This is a genomic window from Cryptosporangium aurantiacum, assembly GCF_900143005.1.
In the GTDB taxonomy this organism is placed as follows: domain Bacteria; phylum Actinomycetota; class Actinomycetes; order Mycobacteriales; family Cryptosporangiaceae; genus Cryptosporangium; species Cryptosporangium aurantiacum.
The window spans coordinates 250,453-269,409 of sequence record NZ_FRCS01000002.1; the positions used below are offsets into that span (position 1 = coordinate 250,453).

Annotated in this window: 13 protein-coding genes and 1 riboswitch; of the genes, 6 read left to right on the forward strand and 7 right to left on the reverse strand. The window is 72.7% G+C overall.

Going from position 1 to position 18,957, the window contains the following annotated elements; genetic code table 11:
• Positions 1-4: 4 nt before the first annotated feature.
• Positions 5-2,134, forward strand: a complete 2,130-nt coding sequence (locus BUB75_RS08030; RefSeq protein WP_073253629.1) for an MMPL family transporter — start codon at positions 5-7, stop codon at positions 2,132-2,134.
• 184 nt (positions 2,135-2,318) lie between these two features.
• Here BUB75_RS08030 and BUB75_RS08035 read toward each other — a convergent pair whose 3' ends face one another.
• Complete coding sequence (locus BUB75_RS08035; protein ID WP_073255129.1) at positions 2,319-2,906, reverse strand: TetR/AcrR family transcriptional regulator; 588 nt, start codon at positions 2,904-2,906, stop codon at positions 2,319-2,321.
• Positions 2,907-3,071: 165 nt separating this feature from the next.
• Between BUB75_RS08035 and BUB75_RS08040 the strand changes: the two genes are divergently transcribed.
• Positions 3,072-6,530, forward strand: coding sequence for an ATP-binding protein (locus tag BUB75_RS08040; protein ID WP_084740480.1), 3,459 nt, complete (start codon positions 3,072-3,074; stop codon positions 6,528-6,530).
• Here BUB75_RS08040 and BUB75_RS08045 read toward each other — a convergent pair.
• Positions 6,445-6,930, reverse strand: coding sequence for a hemerythrin domain-containing protein (locus BUB75_RS08045; protein WP_073253635.1), 486 nt, complete (start codon positions 6,928-6,930; stop codon positions 6,445-6,447). The two genes, BUB75_RS08040 and BUB75_RS08045, sit on opposite strands and share 86 nt — an antisense overlap.
• 90 nt (positions 6,931-7,020) lie before the next feature.
• Here BUB75_RS08045 and BUB75_RS08050 point away from each other — a divergent pair, with 90 nt between their 5' ends.
• A complete protein-coding gene (locus BUB75_RS08050) occupies positions 7,021-7,692 on the forward strand; it encodes a GOLPH3/VPS74 family protein (protein WP_073253638.1) in 672 nt (223 codons plus the stop codon).
• Between the two features lie 70 nt (positions 7,693-7,762).
• Positions 7,763-11,077, forward strand: a complete 3,315-nt coding sequence (locus BUB75_RS08055; RefSeq protein ID WP_073253641.1) for an ATP-binding protein — start codon at positions 7,763-7,765, stop codon at positions 11,075-11,077.
• Here BUB75_RS08055 and BUB75_RS08060 read toward each other — a convergent pair.
• Positions 11,064-11,711 carry a hemerythrin domain-containing protein gene (locus tag BUB75_RS08060; protein WP_073253645.1) on the reverse strand — a complete coding sequence of 216 codons (648 nt, stop codon included), beginning with the start codon at positions 11,709-11,711 and terminating at the stop codon, positions 11,064-11,066. The two genes, BUB75_RS08055 and BUB75_RS08060, sit on opposite strands and share 14 nt — an antisense overlap.
• A 225-nt stretch (positions 11,712-11,936) precedes the next feature.
• On the opposite strand from BUB75_RS08060, the gene BUB75_RS08065 reads away from it, so the two are divergent.
• Positions 11,937-12,122, forward strand: coding sequence for a DUF4236 domain-containing protein (locus BUB75_RS08065; RefSeq protein ID WP_073253648.1), 186 nt, complete (start codon positions 11,937-11,939; stop codon positions 12,120-12,122).
• A gap of 48 nt (positions 12,123-12,170) precedes the next feature.
• Here BUB75_RS08065 and BUB75_RS08070 read toward each other — a convergent pair whose 3' ends face one another.
• The 4 genes from BUB75_RS08070 to BUB75_RS08085 form a co-directional block, all read right to left on the reverse strand.
• Positions 12,171-14,315, reverse strand: coding sequence for a phage holin family protein (locus tag BUB75_RS08070; protein ID WP_073253652.1), 2,145 nt, complete (start codon positions 14,313-14,315; stop codon positions 12,171-12,173).
• A 6-nt stretch (positions 14,316-14,321) separates the two neighbouring features.
• Complete coding sequence (locus BUB75_RS08075) at positions 14,322-15,089, reverse strand: DedA family protein (RefSeq protein WP_143175079.1); 768 nt, start codon at positions 15,087-15,089, stop codon at positions 14,322-14,324.
• Entirely contained in the window at positions 15,086-15,862 is a 777-nt protein-coding gene (locus BUB75_RS08080; protein ID WP_218617369.1) for an MBL fold metallo-hydrolase, read from the reverse strand. Before BUB75_RS08080 ends, BUB75_RS08075 begins: the two co-directional genes overlap by 4 nt.
• Positions 15,863-15,938: 76 nt before the next feature.
• Entirely contained in the window at positions 15,939-17,420 is a 1,482-nt protein-coding gene (locus tag BUB75_RS08085) for a glycoside hydrolase family 6 protein (protein ID WP_178379798.1), read from the reverse strand.
• Between the two features lie 305 nt (positions 17,421-17,725).
• A riboswitch (cyclic di-AMP (ydaO/yuaA leader) is annotated at positions 17,726-17,901 on the forward strand.
• Between the two features lie 151 nt (positions 17,902-18,052).
• Here BUB75_RS08085 and BUB75_RS48075 point away from each other — a divergent pair.
• Positions 18,053-18,793, forward strand: a complete 741-nt coding sequence (locus BUB75_RS48075; RefSeq protein WP_281248299.1) for a transglycosylase family protein — start codon at positions 18,053-18,055, stop codon at positions 18,791-18,793.
• Positions 18,794-18,957: the final 164 nt, after the last annotated feature.

The window sequence follows — 18,957 nt, forward strand, 5'->3', positions numbered from 1 at the left end:
TCCGATGTCCCGCTTCCTCTACCGGGTCGGCGGCGCGGCGGCAGCGCATCCGTGGCGCACGATCGCCGCCTGGCTCGTCGTCCTCGTCTCCGCGCTGACGCTCGCCGGTGTGGCCGGCGGAACCATGCACGACAACTACAACATCGCCGGCACGCCGTCCCAGGCCGGCACCGAACTGCTCCGCAAGGCGTTCCCGGCGGTCTCCGGCGCCGATGCCCGCGTGGTCGTGCACGGTGACCGGGTCGATCCCGCGATGGTCACCACGCTCGCGGAGCGGCTGGCCGACGTCGAACACGTCGGCACCGTGTCACCGCCGCGGGTCTCGGCGGACGGCGACACCGTGCTGTTCTCGGTGACGTACACGGTGCCGGTCACCGACTTCAAGGGCACCGAGGGCCTGGACGCGCTCGAAGCCGCCGCGAAGCCCGCCACCGACGCGGGTCTGCAGGTCGAGTACGGCGGCCAGGTGGCGGAGAACCTCGGCTCGGTCAGCGGCGTCGCCGAGGCGATCGGCATCGTCGCCGCGTTGATCATCCTGCTGTTCGCGTTCCGGTCCATCGTCGCTGCCGGTCTCCCGATCGCGGTCGCGATCGTCGGGCTGGGCATCGGGTCGGCGGCGATCATGCTGCTGGCGGCCGTGACCGATGTCAGCGGCACGGCCCCGACCGTGGCCTCGATGGTGGGGCTCGGCGTCGGCATCGACTACGCGCTGCTGCTGGTCACCCGGTTCGGGGAGGGTGTCCGTTCCGGGCTGGAGCCACGTGTCGCGGCGGCGACCGCTACCGCCACCTCCGGGACGTCGATCGTCGTCGCCGGTACGACCGTGCTGCTCTCGCTGTTCGGGTTGGCCTTCGCCGGTCTCCCGGTCTATCGCTCGTTCGGATCGGCGACCGCGCTGGTGGTCGGAACCGTCGTGCTCTCCTCGGTGACGCTGGTGCCCGCGCTGTGCGGCCTGGCCGGTCGTCGGGTCCTTCCGCGCCGGGAGCGTCGCGTCGACGCCGCGCCCCCGGCGGCGGCGCCGGGGCTGACCGGCCGGTGGGCCGCACGGGTCGGACGTCGTCCGCTGCCCTGGGCGCTGGGTGCGCTCGCGCTGCTCCTCCTGCTCGCGACGCCGATGCTCGGCATGCGGACCTGGCCGCAGGACGCTGGTAGCCAGCCGACCAGCAACACGTCCCGGCAGGCGTACGACCTGATCGCGGCCGAGTACGGCGAGGGTGCGAACGGGCCGCTGCTCGTCGCGGTCGACCTCACCGAGTTCCCGGCCTCCGAGCTGAACAGCCTGACCGCGCGGCTCGCGAACGACCCGGGGGTGGCGACGGTGGCGCCCGCGGTGATCTCGCCGGACCGGACGGCGGCCGTGATCACGGTCGAGCCGAAGTACGGGCCGCAGGACGAGCGGGCCTCGGCACTGGTCGACCACCTGCGCGCGGACGTGTTGCCGGACGGTGCCGAGATCACCGGTCTGACCGCGGTGTTCCGGGACATCGCCGCGCTGCTCTCCGACCGGCTCTGGCTGGTCGTCAGCGTGGTCGTCGGGTTGTCGCTGGTCTTCCTGCTGGTGATGTTCCGCTCGGTGGTGGTCCCGGTGAAGGCGGCGGCGATGAACCTGCTGTCGATCGCGGCGGCCTACGGGGTGGTCACCGTGGTCTTCCAGTGGGGCTGGGGCGCGGAGCTGCTCGGACTGCCGCACGCGGTGCCGGTCTCGACCTGGGTCCCGCTGCTGATGTTCGCGATCCTGTTCGGACTGTCGATGGACTACGAGGTATTCCTGCTCTCCCGGGTCCGAGAGGACTGGCTCCGGACCGGCGACGCGCACAACAGCGTGGTGCGCGGGCTGGCGGCGACCGGCCGGGTGATCACCGGGGCGGCGCTGATCATGGTCGCGGTGTTCGTCGGGTTCGGGCTGGACCCCGACGTGACCGTGAAGATGATCGGTGTGGGCATGGCGACCGCGATCGCCGTCGACGCGACGATCGTCCGGATGGTGCTGGTGCCCGCGACGATGGCCCTGCTGGGACGCTGGAACTGGTGGCTGCCGGGCTGGTTGGACCGGGTGCTGCCGAAGGTCGACCTGCACACCGAGGGCCCGGAGCCCACCACGGCGCCGGAGCAGGAGCTGGTGGCGGCGCGCTGACACAACAGAGGTCGGCCCGGTACCCCTCGCACCGGGCCGACCCTGTCTTGCCTGCGCCGCCGGGTGTCCCATCCGGCTGAACTCATTCTGCGCGGTGCGGGTGGGAAAACTGATCAGCCGCGTGACTGATCGGTCAGGGCGATACGCCCGAGATCCCGGGACGTTCCGGCACCGACGCCGGGACTCAGTCCGCGGTCGCCACCGCGGCCACGGCGCGGGCGGCATGGCGCAGATCGGCGGCCGCCCGCTCCGGATCCGGGTCGGTCAGGTACTGGAGCAGCAGCCCGTCGACGAACGCCGAGACCAGCCGCGCGACCTGCTCGGCGGGCAGGCGCAGATCCCAGCCGGCCAGCGCCGCGGTCTTGTCGACCCAGGCTTCCCGCCGCTCCTGGTTCCACCGGGCGAGGCTGCCGGCCAGCCCTTCCCGCACCGCGTGCAGCGTCACCTCGAACCGGGCCAGCTGCGCGCCCGGCTCCTGGCCGACCAATTGCTGCCACAGCTCCTGCAACGCCTCGGTCAGCCAGTCGCCGAACCGCTGGTCCGGTCCGCCGACCGCAGGCAGCGCGTGCCGGGGCGCGACCAGCATCTCCTCGACGACGGCGCGGAACAGCGCTTCGCGGGTTTTGAACACGTGCTGCAACGTGCTCAGCGCGATCCCGGCCTCGTCAGCGACCGCACGGAGCGACGCCCGCGCCAGACCACGGCGCTCCAGCACCCGTCGCGCCGCCAGCACGATCTGGCGTCGCCGGATTCCGGACGAGACGTAGGGCACCACACCTCCTGACCCGGGCCGGCAGGCTCCGGCCGCACGCTCAGTGTTCAACAGACGCGGCCCGGCTACTAGGCCCTGTTTGGTAGGGAAATGCGCTCCGAGCGGCGAGTCAGGAGCCGGACAGTCGTCGCCGACCTGCAGCAACCGACCGTAGGCTTCGGACCCATGGTCCGGTTGAGCGTGCTCGGCCCGCTACGGGCCGAGGTCGCCGACTGCTCGGTGGAACTCGGCAGCCCTCGGCAGCGTGCGGTCCTCGCCCGTCTGGTGAGTGCGCGTGGGCACGTGGTCTCCACGGAACGATTCGTCGACGACCTCTGGCAGGGCGAGCCGCCCCCGAAAGCGCTGGCCGCTCTCCAGGTCTACGTCTCGCACCTCCGCCGCGTGCTCGAACCCGGCCGTGCCCCGCGGACCCCGGCCCGGGTGCTGGTGAGCGCGGCCCCCGGTTACGCGCTGCGGCTGGACGACGACGGCGTCGACGCCTGGCGCTTCGAGCAGTTACTCGAACGAGCCGCCGCGGCACCGGATCCGGCCGACGCCATCACCCTGCTCGACCAGGCGCTGGCCCAGTGGAGCGGCCCGGCGTACGCCGAGTTCGCAGACGAGCCGTGGGCGCTGCCGGAGGCCGAACGGCTCGAGGAGCTGCGCCGGGTCACGAGCGAGCGGCGCGCCCGGGCGATGCTGGCGGTGGGCCGGAACGCCGAGGCGGTGGCGGACCTCGACCTCCACGTCCGGGCCCACCCGCTGCGCGAGGACGCCGTCGCGCTGCTCGCGCTCGCGCTCTACCGCACCGGTCGGCAGGCGGAGGCGCTGGCCACGCTGCGGGAAGCCCGCACGCGGCTCGCCGACGAGCTCGGCGTCGACCCGGGCCCGGCGCTGCGCGCGCTCGAAGCCGACGTCCTGGCCCAGTCCCCGTCCCTCGACGCTGCCCCGATCCCGGCGACAGCGGCACCCATCCCGGCAGCGGAGCCCTCGTCGGCAGCGCCCTCACCCCCCGCCTCTGCGATGGCCGACGCACGGCTGATCGTCGGGCGGGACATCGAGCTGGCCCGGCTGACCGCCGCCGCCGACCGGGCCGCCGCGGGCGAGTTCCGCGTCACCTGGGTCGGCGGCGAACCGGGCGCGGGCAAGTCCACGCTCGCCGCCGCGCTCACCACCGCGCTGGCCGACGCGGGCTGGCAGGTCCTCCGTGGACGCTGCCCGGAGGTCGACGGCGCCCCACCGGCCTGGGCGTGGAGCGAGGTCGTGCGGGCCCTCGTCGAGGAGATCGACGACGACCTGGCGACCCGGCTGGCGCCGCTGCTCCGCCAGGAACCGTCCGCGCCCACGTCCGCGGTTCCCCCGTTCTGGCTGGGGCGAGCCGTCGCCGAGTTGCTCGCGACGCTCAGCGGGTCGACGCCGCTGCTCGTCGTCCTCGACGACGTCCACCGCGCCGACGACGAGACGCTGCAGTTGCTCCGGCACGTGGCGTCCGAGCTGGTCGGGCGTCCGGTGCTGGTGGTCGGGACCTACCGGCCGGCCGAGGTGACCGACGAGCTGCGGACGTGCTGGGCCGCGCTCGCCGGTCCGCACTCCGATCGGCTCGACCTCGCCGGGCTGGCCGCGGACGACGTCGCGGAGCTGCTGCGACGGCAGGGCGCACCGACCGACCCCGAACTGGTGGAGCTGGTGACGCGGCGAACCGGCGGCAACCCGCTGTTCGTGTCCGAGACGGGCAGGCTGATCGCCGCCGAGGGTCCGGCCGCGGCCGCCCACGCGGTCCCGGCCGGGGTGCGGGACGTGCTGCGGCGGCGGCTGGCCCGGTTGCCCGGCCCGGCCCGCGCGGTGCTGCGCACCGCGAGCGTGCTCGGCGTCGACGTCGACGTCGACGTGCTGCTCGCGCTGGAGTCCGAAGACGAAGAGCAGGTGTTGGACGCCTTGGAGGCCGGCGTCGTCACCGGGCTGCTCGTCGAACCTCCCGCCCTACATCCCCCGCCCTCCCACCCGAATTCGGAATGGCCCACATCCAACGGCCTCGTCCGGTTCGCCCACGCGCTGGTGCGGGACACGCTCTACGAGGACATCCCACGGCTCCGGCGGACCCGCCTGCACGGCCGTGCGCTGGCCGCCCTCGAATCGGTGCACCCTGGCGACCGAGCCGGGCTGGCCCACCACGCCCTGGCGGCGGCGACACCGGCGACCGCGGCACGGGCCGCCGTACTGGCTGCCGACGCCGCCCGGGCGGCGTCCGCGCTGTCGGCCTATCAGGAGGCGGCGTCGTTGCTGCGGCGCGCGCTCGACGCGCTGGACCTGGACGACCGGCAGGCGGACGCCGGGCTGCGGCTCGACCTGCTCCGCTCGCTGGTCTCCGCGCAGGCGTACGCGGGCAACGTCCTGGAGTCCCGGCTGACCCGGCTCCGCGCGATCGCGGTCGCCGAACAACTCGGTGATCCGATCGCGGTGGCCGAGGCCTACGCGTCGTTCGACGCGCCGGCGATCTGGAGCGTGCGCGAGAACCGCACCGTCGACCAGCCGTTCGTCGACGGGCTGGAGAAGGTGCTGCAGACGTTGCCCGCCGACGACGCCGCGCTGGACGACTTGCGCTGCCGCCTCCTCGCCACGCTCACGATCGAGGTGGAGGGCTCCGCTCCGGACCTCGCGGCGCGGAGCAGCGACGAAGCGCTGGCCACCGCCCGACGTCTCGGTGACCCCGAGCTGCTGTGCCGGGTGCTGAGCGCCCGGTACTACGTGGCCGTCGCTCCCGACCGGAGGCACGAGCTGGCCGTCGTCGGCGCCGAGCTGCGGGACGTCGCGTCCGGAGCGGGGCTGACCGGCTACCGCGTCCAGGGGCACCACATCCTGTTCCAGGTCGCGTTGAGCACGCCGTTCCTCGACACGCTGGATCCCGCGCAGTACGAGGCGGACCGGGCGGTGGAGTACTCCAGCACCGGACAGCTCGGGCTCGCGCTGGGCGTCGTCCGGATGTTCAGCGGGCTCCGGGCTCTGGTGCGGGGCGCCTTCGACGAGGCGGCGAACGAGTACGGCGTCGTGATCGCCTACCTGCGTGAGCTCGGCGCACCGAACGCGGGCGGCGTCGGGAACCTGACCCAGTACGCGGTCGCTCGCGCGATCGGCGGCGCGGAGGGAGCCGCCCGGCTGCGGGAGCTGGTCGAACCGGTCGGCCTGCTGAACGCTCAGGAGCCGCACCTGGTCTCCGAGCCGTACACCCGGCTGCTGCTGCACGCCGGTCGGATCGAGGAAGCTCGGGCGGCCTGGCGCCCGGACTGGCCGGTTCCGCCGGACTACTACTGGCTGCTCTGGATGGCCTATCGCGCCGAGAACGCGCTGGGTCTGGACGCGGCAGACGTCGTGGCCTCCACGTACCGCACGCTGCTCCCGCACACCGGGCTGCTCCCGGGCATGTCGAGTGGCTCGATCACGCTCGGCCCACTGGATTCGACGCTCGGCGACCTCGCCGCGTACCTCGGCGACCCGGACGCCGCCCACCGGCACTACCGGGACGCCGTCCGCGTGGCGGAGTTGCTGGGCGCCCCGCACTGGGTCAGCGCCGGGCGGGAGCGTCTGGAGCTACTCGCTCGGTGGCGCCGGGACGGTGGCTCGCCGCCGTGGACCCATCCGGTGCGCTGAGCAGCGCGTCCATGAGGCGCTGCCGGTCGGCGTCGGTGAGGAACCGCACCACGGCCGGGAACACGACCTGCTCCTCCTCGGCGATGTGCTCCTCGAGCAGATCGCGGAGCTCGACCGCGGCCGCGCGGAGTTCCGCCGGACCGCCGCCGAGCGCCGGAATCCGGTCGAGCACGGCGTAGAGCGCGCGATGATCGTCGAGCAGCCCGGCCAGCTCGACGGTCGCGCCCGCCCGTTCGATCAGCATCGGCCAGACGACGTCGTCCTCGGCGGTCAGGTGGGCGCGGATCGCGGTCGCCAGCGCGGCGGCGGTCGCGGGGTCGGGGGCGGCGGTGAGGGCTCTGGCGTGCCCGATCAGGGCGCGGTGCAGGTCGGCGATCACGGTCGGCGCATCGAGTGACATGGGAGGCTCCGGAGCAGAGGGTGCGACGACGCCCAGCGTCGGGGTCCGCGCTTTACGTCCGCTTACCCCCGACTTGGTTACCGTTGGACCATGACTGTGCTTCCGCTGCCCGACGAGCTGCTGCTCCTCGCCTACGACGACGCGGCAGGCAAACCGCTGATCTCCACGACCACCCTCGACCTCGGCCTGGCCGCAGCGGTGTTGGTGGAGCTGGCGCTCGCGGGCCGGATCGTGGTCGAGCAGAAGAAGGTCCGGGTCACCGACCCCACGCCGGTGGACGAGCCGGTCGCCGAAGCAGTGCTGGACCGGCTCCGGGCCGCCTCGAAGCCGCGCGACCCACGGAGCTGGCTCACCACGCTGAGCCGGGGTCTGCGGGAGAAGATCCTCGACCGCCTGGTGGAGACCGGCGTCGTGGAGCGGGAGGAGAGCAAGGTCCTCGGGCTGTTCCGGGTGGTGCGGTACCCGGCGCTGAACCCCGCGCCGGAAACCGCAGCGCACGGTCGGCTCGACGCCGCGGTCCGGCACGGCGACCTGTCGGGTCGGCACACCGTCGCGCTGGCCTCGCTGGTGCGCGCCGTCGACCTCGGGCCGAAGCTGTTCCCCGACCTGCCCGCCAAGGAGGTTAAGTCCCGGCTGGACGAGATCTCCGAGGGTGAGTGGGCCGGAAAGGCGGTCAAGGAGGCGATCGCGGCGATCGGGGTGGCGCTCACCGCCGCGACGTCGGCCGCGGTCGCCGCGACGATCACGACATCGGTGAGCTGACCGGACACCGAGTCGGGAGGCGGACACTCGGGCCGACGACGGTCACCAGGCGCTTTACGCTCCCGTTGCGATGATCAGGTTGAGCGTGCTCGGCCCCGTCCGCGCGCAGGTCGCAGGCACGACCGTCGACCTCGGGGGTCCCCGCCAGCGTGCGGTGCTCGCGCGACTCGTGAGCGCGAGCGGGCAGGTCGTCTCGACCGAACGATTCATCGACGATCTGTGGTGCGGCGAACCACCGCCGAAAGCCCTGGCCGCCCTCCAGGTCTACGTTTCGCAGCTGCGCAAGATCCTGGAGCCGGACCGGCCTCCGCGCGCTCCGGCCAACACGCTGGTGACCGCTCCTCCCGGCTACCTGCTCCAGCTGCCCCGGGACGCCGTGGACGCCTGGCGGTTCGCGGACCTGATCGAACGGGCCGCAGCGGAACCGCAGCCGGACCGCGCGATCGAACTCTACGAACGCGCGGCCGCCGAGTGGCAGGGTGCGGCCTACGCCGAGTTCGCCGACGAGCCGTGGGCGGCGCCGGAGGTCGAGCAGCTCGAGGAACTCCGCCGGGTCGCGGTCGAACGACGCGCCGACGCGTTGCTGCGCACCGGCCGGTCAGCCGACGCGGTGGCCGCACTCGATCCGCTGGTGCGCGCGTATCCGCTCCGCGAAGAGTCGACGCGGCTGCTGGCCCTCGCCCTGTACCGCGCCGGGCGTCAGGCGGACGCGCTGACCACGCTCCGAGCCGCGCGGACGCGGTTGGCCGAGGACCTCGGCGTCGACCCGAGCCCGCCGCTGCGCGCGTTGGAGGTGGCGCTGCTCCGGCAGGACCCGGAGTTGGACGTGCCCGCGCCCGAGCGAGTCGAGCGTCCCCGGAGCGCGGTAGCGCCCCCACCGCGGCGCGACACGCTGGTCGGTCGCGAGCGGGAACTGGCCGTCGTCACCGACGCGGCAACGATCGCCGCCCGCGGGTCGCTGCGCGTCGTCTGGATCGGCGGCGAGGCCGGCGCCGGCAAGTCCACACTGGTCGCCGCGGCGTCCGAACGACTGGCCGCGAACGGTTGGGTGGTGGCCCACGGACGCTGTCCGGAGTTGGACGGCGCTCCCCCGGCCTGGGCGTGGAGCGAGGTCGTCCAGTGCCTCGCCGACGAACTCCCGGACGATCTGCGCCGGCGCCTGGAACCGCTGCTCCGACAGGAGGCCGAGCCGTCCACCGACGCGGCGCTGCCCCGGTTCTGGCTCGCCCGCGCGTTGGCCGACCTGCTGCGGCTCCGCAGCGACCGCGCTCCGCTCGCGGTCGTCCTCGACGACGTGCACCGCGCCGACGGTGAGACGCTGCAACTCCTCCGGCAGATCGCCGCCGACCTCACCGACCGTCCGATCCTGCTCGTCGCGACGTACCGCACGGTCGAGATCACCGACGAGGGCCGGGCGGCCAGGGCGGCGCTGGCCGGGCCCACCACCGACCGGCTGGAGCTGGCCGGGCTCACCGAGCCGGACGTGGCCGAGCTGCTCCGCCGATACGGCGGGCCGACGGGCGCTCACGATCCCGCCACCGTGCGACTGGTCACCACCCGTACGGGCGGCAACCCGCTGTTCGTCTGTGAAACCGCCAGGCTGATCGCGGCCGAAGGCACCGAGGCCGCCGCGACCGTGGTTCCGGCGGGCGTGAGCGACGTGCTCCGCCGTCGGCTCGCGCGACTGCCCGGTGACTGCCGGGCGACGCTGCGGACGGCGTCCGTGGTCGGCCTGGAGTGGGACGTCGACCTGCTGCTCGCGCTCGGGGACGACGAGGAAGCGGTGCTGGACGCGCTGGAGGCGGGCGTGGTCACCGGCCTGCTCAGCGAACCGGCGCCGGGTCGGGTGCGGTTCGCGCACGTGCTGGTCCGCGACACGCTCTACGCCGACATCCCGCAACTTCGGCGGGTACGCATGCACCACCGGGTGCTGCGGGCGCTGGAGGCACACCGCCCGGACGACGTCGCCGCGCTGGCCCATCACGCCCTGGCCGGCGCGACGCCGCCCACCGCGCACCGAGCCGCGGAGCTGGCCGCCGCAGCGGCGGACGCGGCGTCCGCGCTGCACGCGCATCGAGAGGCCGCGTCGCTACGGCAGCGTGCGCTCGCCGCGCTGGACACCGCGCCGGGCGCGGACGACCGGCTCCGGCTCCGCCTGCTCTGCGGCTCGGTCTCCGCCCTCGGCCACGCGGGGGACGTGCTCGGGGCCCGGGCGGTCAGGGGCGAGGCGATCCTGGTGGCCCGGCACTCCGCCGACCGGGCCGCTCTCGCGGCCGCGTACACGGCCTACGACGCCCCGACGCTGTGGTCGGTGCTCGTCGACGCGCAACCCGACGCCGAGCTGATCGCCGAGCTGCAAGCGCTGCTGGACGACTGCGACGACGAACCGACCCGGTGCCGCCTGCTCGCCACGCTCGGGTTGGAGATCGACACCAGCGACGTGCCGCGCGCCGACCGGGTGACGGCGGAGGCCGCCGCGATCGCCCGCCGGCTCGGCGACCCCGGGCTGCTCTGTCGTGCGCTCGGGGCGCGATACTTCGTGGCCCACACACCGTCCCGCCGCGCCGAGCTGGCGGCAGTGGGCACCGAGATGCTGGCCGCGTCGGCTGCCGCCGGTCTTCCCGGCTATCAGGCCCAGGCCCACCACGCGCTCTACCAGGCTGCGCTGGGCGCCAACGACCTCGACCTGGCCGGCCACCACGCGACGCAGGCGGTGAAGCACTCCACCAGCAGCCAGCTGGGGCTCGCGCTCGGCGTCGTCGAGCTGTTCGACGGCCTGCGCCGCCTGGTCGGCGGTGACCCCGATCGGGCGGAGCAGCGTTACCGGGCGGCGATGGCGCAGGTGGAGGGGTCCGGTTCGCCGAACGCGGAGGGCATGACGCTCCTGCTCCGGTTCTGCGTCGAGCACGCCAGGCCCAGCTTCGATCCGGCGGTCGCCGGTGAACTCGCCGACTTCGCGGCCGGACAGCGGGAGCGGCTCGGTCCCGCGCTCGACGAGCTGTACACCCGGCTGCTCGTGCTCGCCGGACGGCCGGACGACGCCCGGCGCGGGTGGCGGCCCGAGGTCCCGGTTCCCGAGGACTACTACTGGCTCATGTGGATGGTGCTGCGCGCGGAGAACGCGATCGGCGTCGACCGTCGTGACGTCGCCGAGCAGTGCTACCGGGCGCTCCTGCCGTGGGCCGGGCAGCTGGCCGGAGCCAGCGCCGGTGCGGCGACGCTCGGACCGGTCGACCACACGCTCGGGCAGCTGGCCGACCACCTCGGGCGGCACGCCGACGCGGCCCGGCACTACCGGGCCGCGCTCGTCGTCGCCGAAACCGTCGGAGCGCCGCACTGGGCCGAACGGAGCCGCGCGGCGATCCGCCCGCTCACCCGAAGATGACCCTGGCCCGGCGCCGGTAGCGGCCGCCGAGCAGCGTGTTCATCACGACCAGCGCCGGGCCCGCCTCCCGGCGCAGCGCTGCCAGCTCGTCCTCACCGACGTAGCGGAGCACCCACGGCAGGACGAACGACGGCTTGCCGCCGCCCTTGCGCACCTCGGCCTCCACGTCCTTCCACTCGGCGACGCTCAGGTAGCGAATGATCGCCGGGAACACCGTCCGTTCCTCCTCCTCGATGTGCTCGTCGAGCAGGTCCCGCAGGTCGGCCAGTTCCCGGGCCACCGCGCCTGCTGCGGCGAGATCGTTCGGCGCGACGGCGAAGCCTTCCGCTGCCGCTCGGATCCGGTCCAGCACAGGGTCGAGTTCGGCGTGGTCGGCGGTGAGGCCGGCCAGCTCCACCGCACCGCCGGCGCTGCGCTCCAGCGCCGGCCAGAGCACGTCGTCCTCGGCCCGGTGATGGTGGTGGATCGCGTCGCAGACCTCGTCGAGGTGGGCGCGCAGGAAGCGCGCCCGCCGCGGCGTGCAGCGCTCCCGCCCCTCGGCGAAGGTCGCCGCGGTGGCGGCCAGCGCGCGGACGTCACCGCGCATGGCGCGGTGGATCAGGCCGATCCCCAGCAGGTCCGGCTTCGTGCTCATCGATGTTCCCCTCGGTACGGCGCGGGCCGCGGCGGCCGACGCGGTCGGTGTCGTCCGACGGTCACCCGCAGCGGTTATCGACGACTAAGTGGCGGCTAAGCCGAATACCGGATGTTCGTCCGGAGACCGGCCTGGGTACTGACCTTTCGAGGCAGTCGGCGGACCAACCCCCGCCGGTCGCAAGGACGTCGACCGGCCGGACGCCGAGCGAGACGAGGAGGACCGATGCCCGTCCAGTACCGGAAGCAGCATTCGTTCGGCCCGCTGAAGATCAACGTGACGCAGAACGGTATGTCGTCCTGGTCGTTGAAGTTCGGCCGCTGGTCGTGGAACTCGCGTACCAAGGAGCAGCGCTACGACCTGCCCGGCCCGTTCACCTGGCGCAGCGGCCGCCGCGCACGCCGGAGCTGACCGAAACGACGGCGGGCGCCCCACCGAGGGGCGCCCGCCGTCGTCGTGTCAGAGCAACCTCGCCTCGCCGACCGGAAGGTGGTCGAGCGGCGAGTCCAGCGGGCTGACCGGCGGCGCGGGCTCCTCGACGGCGGCGGTAGCGGCCAACGCGTCCGCATAGGCGTCGTGACCGAGCCAGGCCAGCCACGCACGCAGGACCTTGTGGACCTCTTCCGGACCGACCAGCGGTTCCACCGGCGTCGGCAGGTCGACCGGGTACAGCAGGAACGCCGTGGTCTGCGGGCCACCGAGACCGCCGTGCGAACCGACCAGCGGCTCGAACGCCGCCACCTCGTCGGTCTGCGGGTCGTGCAAGCTGTTGACCATGATGTCCGCGACGTGCGGGTAGGTGTCGGTTCGCCGGACCAGCGCCGGTGCGTGCGGTCCGAACGGCTGCAGCGGGTCGAGCCCCAGCACCTCACCGGAGTCCAGGTAGTGGGCACCGTGCCTGCCGAGAACGACCGACCCGCGCGACGCGGTGCTGAGCAGCAGGAAGCCGATGCCCGGGTGCTCGACGAGGCTCGGCAGCAGATCCGGGTAGGCCGCCTGGATCTCCTCGAGCGTCAGCCGTTCCGGGCGATCGGTGAAGTAGACGAGACCGAGGTTGCCGGAGCCGAGCACGAGGATGCCCTCTCTGGCTGCCGCCTCCTCCTCGGCCGACCGGACCCGCTCCCCCGCCATCTCCGGTTTGTGCTCCGCGGCGGGCACCAGACGCCGCAGCGCGCGGGCGGCGAACCCCAGGTTGCTTCCGTCCGGCCCGGTCAGCGCGTCCTCGGTCGCGCGTGGCCGCTGCCCGCAGCAACCCTGGACGATCTGCTCCAACGTGACGCCGTACCGCTGCGCGAACGTGGCGCCCTGGCTCTGCCCGTGGTCGGAGAGCACGACCAGCCGGTACGGCCGCGGCGCGAGTTCGGCGGCGCGGGCCAGGCGTCCGATCTGCTGGTCGATCGAGCGCAGCACCGCCAGCGAGTCGTACCGCTCGATCCCGGAGTGGTGCGCGACCTCGTCGTACCCGGTGAGGTCGGCGTAGACGACCGAACGGCCGGCCATCATGTCGTCGACGACGCCCTCCACCACCAGGTCGCGGGTGACCACCGTGGCCAGCGCCCGCACCAGCGGATAGATGCCGCCGCGCGGTACTCGCGGCCGGACGTCCCGGTGCCGCTGGGTGGTCGCGGCGACGAGTTCCCGAACGACGTCGATCACCGCGCCGGTGAGCGTCCGGACCGCGTTGTAGGGGTTGGCGAAGTACCCCTGGTAACCGGCGCCGAGCCGGCCCTTGCGACGGCCCGCGCTGCTCAGCGTCACGCTCTTGTGGGCGGCGTCGCCGGTGAACAGGTTGCCGCGGCTCGCGCCGTCGTCGTGCAGCAGTCCCCGGCCGTCGGAGTGCCGCCGCTCGATCTCGGCGGCGTCCGCCGGGCGGTTGCTCACCATCAGGCGTCCGTGGTCCTTCTCGTACCAGCGGAACGCCGGCATGTCCCGGTTGGACCCGTGCAGGATGCCGCACTGCGACGCGCCGGTCTGCGACGACCAGTCGGTGGTCCACGGGATCAACCGGTGGCTGCCCGCGGCGAGCCAGCGGGCCAGCGTCGGCGCGTCACCGTCCCGGATCGCCCGCTGTAGTACCTCGTGGCCGAGCCCGTCGATCTGCACCATCACCAGGCCGGGGACGCTGTTCGGGCGCCCCAAGCCGCCCTTCTGGATACGCCGCCGTGCCCGCCGTCGCGCGCGACGGTGGAAGAACTCGTCCTCGTCGACCGCGACCAGGCTGCTGGTGAGCCCGGTGACGGCCGAGACCGTCAGCGCGACCAGCAGGCCCGCCGGTGGGCCGGGCAGCCGGACGTCCGGGATCTCGGTCAGGCTCAGGTACACGAGCAGTCCGTTGAGGACGAACGAGCCGAGACCCAGCGTCAGCACCGAGATCGCCAGCGCGAACCGCATCAGGACCGGCCAGACGAGCGCGTTCAGCGCGCTCAGCGCGACCGAGATGACGAGCGCGTTCACCGGCCTGCCGATGTCGAAGCCGGGCAGCGTCAGCGACAGCGCACCGACCGAACCGGCGCCGACCAACCACACCAGGATGAGTCGCGTCGCCGTGCGTCCGCCGCGAACCAGCCGACGCCCGCCGCTCCGCAGCAGCCGGAAGCGCGTCACTCGCGATCAGCCGACCGGTCCGGCAGCCTCTGCCGACGTCTCCGCGGGAGGACGTCGACGTAGCCGGAGCCGCGGCGCCGGTTGGTCGCCACCGGAGTCCGAGTCGTCCCCGGACGAGTCCTGCCGGTTGGCCAGCCATCTCTGCACCAGCCGCGCGACCGCGGACACCAGCAGCGTGACCACGACCGTCACCGCGATGGCGACCAGCGGGTTCGCGAACAGGCTGCCGCCGAGCAGGCCCATCACCGCGTAGGCGATCGCCCAGACGACCGCCGCGACCGCTGCTCCGTTCAAGTACCGCGGCCACGGGTACCGGATCGCGCTCGCCGCGAACAGCGTCGGCAGTCGGCCACCGGGGATCAGCCGGGAGACGACCAGCACCTGGGTGCCGTTCTCGGTCAGCCGGCGGCGGGTCTCGGCGAGCCGCTCGCTGCCCTCGGGTGTGTCTTCGGACAGCGACGGCAGGTTGCGGCTGATCAGCCCGGTCACGCCGCGTCGGCCCCAGCGGAAGAGCGCGTAGACCGCGCAGTCGCCCAGCCAGGCCGACGCGGCGGCCAGCACGATCACTTCGATCAACGACACGCCGCCGTTGTGCACGGCCAGCACCGCCGCGGCGCTGACCACCGCCCCGGTCGGGATCACCGGAACGATCGCGCCGAGCAGCACCGCGATCACCAGCACGGGGTAACTCGCGGACGCCGCGTCGGCGAGGCGGTCGGGCCAGGCGGTGGCGATCGCCTCGGCGGACGCGAGCGTCATCGTCTGCCCGGTCATCGCGGCTCCACCCGGCACCCCGGCTCGGTGTGCAGGATGCGGGTGGGCAGGCCGAGCTCGGCGACCGCCTGTGCGTAGCGCCGCGGCGGATCGATCAGGTGCGCTCGCATCCAGCGGCCGATGCCGAACGGGTGCAGCGTCCCCCAGTGGATCGGGACCGCAACCCGGGGGCGGAGGCGCCGGGTGGCTTCGGCCGCGCCGCGCGGGTCGAGGTGGCCGGGCCCGAGGTTCGGGCCCCAACCCCAGACAGGGATCAACGCGACGTCGAGACCGAGGGCCCCCAGATCGTCCATCTCGTCGAACTGGTCGGTGTCACCGGCGAAGTAGACGCGCGTCGACGCGCTCTCGATCAGATAGCCGAGCGCCAGGGCACGCGGGCCGAACGGCGTCCGGAAACCGTCGTGCACGGCGGGCGTGGCCGTGATCCGCACGCGCCCGACGTCGTGGAACTTTCCCGGCGAGAGTTCGACGATCTCCCGGAAGCCCTTGCGGTAGAGCAACTCACCGGCGCCCTCGGGCACGACCAGGAGCGTGTCGGTGCCGAGGCGGCGCAGCGAGGCCAGGTCGAGATGGTCGGCGTGCAGGTGCGAGATGCAGACCGCGTCGACGTCCGCGTGCAGGGCCGGGTCGAGCGGGGCCGCAACCCGCCGCAGGACGCTCGCCACCCGCGGCAGCAGCACCGGGTCGGTGAGCACACGGACGCCCTCGGTCTCGACCAACACCGTCGAATGGCCGAGAAAGTGCATCGTGGGAAGAGGGGCGTCGCTGTTCACTGCCCCTCCTCCCCGCGGTCGGCGCACCTGCCACCACGGTACTCCGCGCGGCACGCGGAGCCGTGGTGGCCGACCGTCAGGAGCTCAGGTCGTACGCGGTTTCCGGGATGAACGAACCGGCCGAGCCACTGCACCCATCCGACTCGCCGGGGCGCTTGACCCAGAGGTACGCCGCCACCTTGGGGTCGCCGGTCGCGGTGGTGGGGTACTTCCCGAGCTTGCGGCCTGCCGGGTCGCACCATTCGCCACCCGCCGGTCCGGCGCCGTTCCGAGACGTGTCGACGACCATCTGGCCGCTGCCGAGCGAGGCGAGCACCCGCTTGCCGTAGGAGACCTCGCTCGAACTGGTGTTGTAGTTCGACGTGTTCAGCGCGATGCCGTCGCCGTACTGCCCGGCGCCGGCCTGCTTGGCGCGGCTCGCTGCCTCACCGGCGTCGATCCAGGCCGAGTGGCCGACGTCGTAGAAAACGCGGGCCTTCGGGCTGGCCTGCTTGATCGTCTTGCCCGCGTACTCCAGCAGGTCCAGCCGCTCCTGCTGCTGGTCGGCGGAGAGACACGTGGTCAGGTGCCCGAGCGCGTCCGGCTCGAGGATGACGATCGACGTGCCGGAACCCAGCCCGTCGGCGAAGTTGTTGATCCAGGTGCGGTAACCGTCGGCGCTGTCGGCGCCACCCGCGCTCGCACCACCGCAGTCGCGGTTGGTCATGTTGTAGGCCACCAGCACCGGCACCTTGCCGCGGGAGTGCGCCCGGGAGGTGTAGCCCCGCACGTCGCTCTCGACCTCACCGGGGTTGTTCGCGGCGAGCCAGTGCGCCTGCGGCTGTTCGGCGATCCGCTCGCGGATCACGGCCGCCCTGGGGTCGCCCGAGTTCGCTTCCACCCACTCGACGGCCTGACCCGAGGGGTCGACGAACAGCGAACCGAGCGGGCCCGCGGCCGGCTTGGTCGGCTTACCGGTCGGCGCGGGAGACGCGGGTAAGCCCGGCGGCAGCGCGATCGAGGACGGCGTCGGCGAGGCGCTCTCCGGCGTCTCCTCCTTGTCGCCGCCCACCTGGCAACTTACTCCATTCAGAGCGAACTGGGCGGCGTCAGGTGCCTTCCCCTGCGGGTGCCAGCCGGTGAACCGCAGCGTGAGGGTCTTGCCGGGCTCCAGCCGGACGCTGTCCTCGCCCGCACGGACGGTCACCAGACCGTCGTCCTGCTGCCACTCGCCCTCCCAGCCCTTCACGACGGCCTTACCGCCGTCGAAGGACCAGTTGACGTTCCAGTTCTTCACCGGGTCTTCGCCGGTGTTCGTGACGGCGACCTCGGCGGAGAAGCCGGTCGACCAGGTATGGCGCACGGTGTAGGCCGCCGCACAAGAATGGTCGGGTTCGCTAGTGGCGTTTGCGGCAACCAGGCTGGTACCACCGATCACCACCACGGAGCAGAGCGCGGCTACGCCTACTCCTGCGGTGAGGGCTCGGCCGTTCGCACTGCCGCGGCGGTGCCGAGCGAGGTACGGGCCGGCGCGAAGACCGGCCCGAGAAAGCAGGCCGGCACGTGGAGCGTCGGTCATGGACCTCATTTTCACGGTCACGACCACGAACGCCCACTGTCACAGGCGGTACTTAGTGAGGTGTTAAGGGACCACTACGCCACGGAGTGAACCGACCCCCTAGGGTTACACGGCCGATTCGGACTGAAACCTATAGACCACTCCAATTCGCTGTGTCGCACGTTGACAGCGGTGGCTGTGCAACCGGGACAGCGGTATGGGCCTTAATGGTCACCGCGACACCTTTCGCATATCACGGTGCGGTAACTTGGCATTCACCCGATTTTGTGGTTCTGTCTTTTTCGTCCGTTCACCGCGGACCTCGCGCCCGGCTACGCCGAATCCTGCCCCGGGCGACGAGGACTTCGAACCTCGGGCAGGAGCGGGGGACCCAACTTCCGGTGTCGCAAGTTGACGCCTTGGGGTGAAGCCACGCACCGCGTGGCCGGGCCGACTCAGCCCGAACCCGACAGCTCACCTCGTAGGCGTGGAGAGGGTCGGATATGTCTAAGGAGTCTTCCCATCCCACCCAGCTCAGCGCCGAAGGCTCGCCACGTGCGGGCGGACGGCATCGGGCGCCAGGGCGCCTGAGCCCGCTCGGTCGAAGCCTGGCACTCGCCGTGGCTGCCGGCCTAGCGGGAATCACCCCGCTCGTGGCCGGTGCATCACCGGCCCACGCGGACGTGAACTGGGATGCGATCGCGCAGTGCGAATCCGGCGGGCGTTGGAACATCAACACCGGCAACGGCTACCAAGGCGGACTGCAGTTCAGCCCGTCGACGTGGCGCTCACACGGGGGCGGTAAGTACGCGGCAGGGGCACACAACGCCAGCCGGTCCGAACAGATCACCGTCGCCAGGCGCGTACTGCGCAGCCAGGGCATCGGCGCCTGGCCTACCTGCGGCCGCAAGGGATACACCAAGAAGCGGTACCGCAGCAGCTGGTCCGACCAGGCCAGTCGGAGTTACAAGCGACAGGGTTACACCAAGAAGTACTCGAAGCGGAGCTGGGAGAAGAGCACCAACGAGTACACCGGGTACCGGTCGCACCGGTCCACCAAGTCCTGGCGCGGCGGATCGACCGAGAACCGGTCGTACCGCGGACAGGACGTACGGAAGCGCACCACGAACGCGGCACCGCGGAGAAGCGTCACCGCGCTCTCCCGCCCGACAGAGCTGCGCGACTTCGTCCCGAAGCGTCCGTTCGACGTGACCGCGCGTCAGACGACTGCTACACCGCGTTTCCCGAGCTACCTGGTCCGCCCCGGTGACAGCCTGGTGCTGATCGCCGTCGGCCACCGGGTGAGCTGGCAGTCGCTCTACGCGAAGAACCGCCGTGTGATCGGGGCGAATCCGAACGTCATCCACCCGGGGCAGAGAATCCTGATCGGATAGTGCTCGGAACGATTCGCTGATGACAGATCACCCGTGACGCCTGAGCCCCGGTCCGCCAGGACCGGGGCTCACCGGCGCCGGGCCGGGTCTACCCGGCTGACTCACTCGGGCTGAACGGGGGACTGCGGGCTACCGGACGCTCCAGCCATCATGGCTCTTCGCGC

Excerpts from the sequence above, each read along its gene's own strand:
- BUB75_RS08030 (WP_073253629.1), top strand. The coding sequence starts at position 5 with ATGTCCCGCTTCCTCTACCGGGTCGGCGGCGCGGCGGCAGCGCATCCG.
- BUB75_RS08040 (WP_084740480.1), top strand. The coding sequence starts at position 3,072 with ATGGTCCGGTTGAGCGTGCTCGGCCCGCTACGGGCCGAGGTCGCCGAC.
- BUB75_RS08045 (WP_073253635.1), bottom strand. The coding sequence starts at position 6,930 with ATGTCACTCGATGCGCCGACCGTGATCGCCGACCTGCACCGCGCCCTG.
- BUB75_RS08050 (WP_073253638.1), top strand. The coding sequence starts at position 7,021 with ATGACTGTGCTTCCGCTGCCCGACGAGCTGCTGCTCCTCGCCTACGAC.
- BUB75_RS08055 (WP_073253641.1), top strand. The coding sequence starts at position 7,763 with ATGATCAGGTTGAGCGTGCTCGGCCCCGTCCGCGCGCAGGTCGCAGGC.
- BUB75_RS08060 (WP_073253645.1), bottom strand. The coding sequence starts at position 11,711 with ATGAGCACGAAGCCGGACCTGCTGGGGATCGGCCTGATCCACCGCGCC.
- BUB75_RS08065 (WP_073253648.1), top strand. The coding sequence starts at position 11,937 with ATGCCCGTCCAGTACCGGAAGCAGCATTCGTTCGGCCCGCTGAAGATC.
- BUB75_RS08075 (WP_143175079.1), bottom strand. The coding sequence starts at position 15,089 with ATGACCGGGCAGACGATGACGCTCGCGTCCGCCGAGGCGATCGCCACC.
- BUB75_RS08085 (WP_178379798.1), bottom strand. The coding sequence starts at position 17,420 with ATGACCGACGCTCCACGTGCCGGCCTGCTTTCTCGGGCCGGTCTTCGC.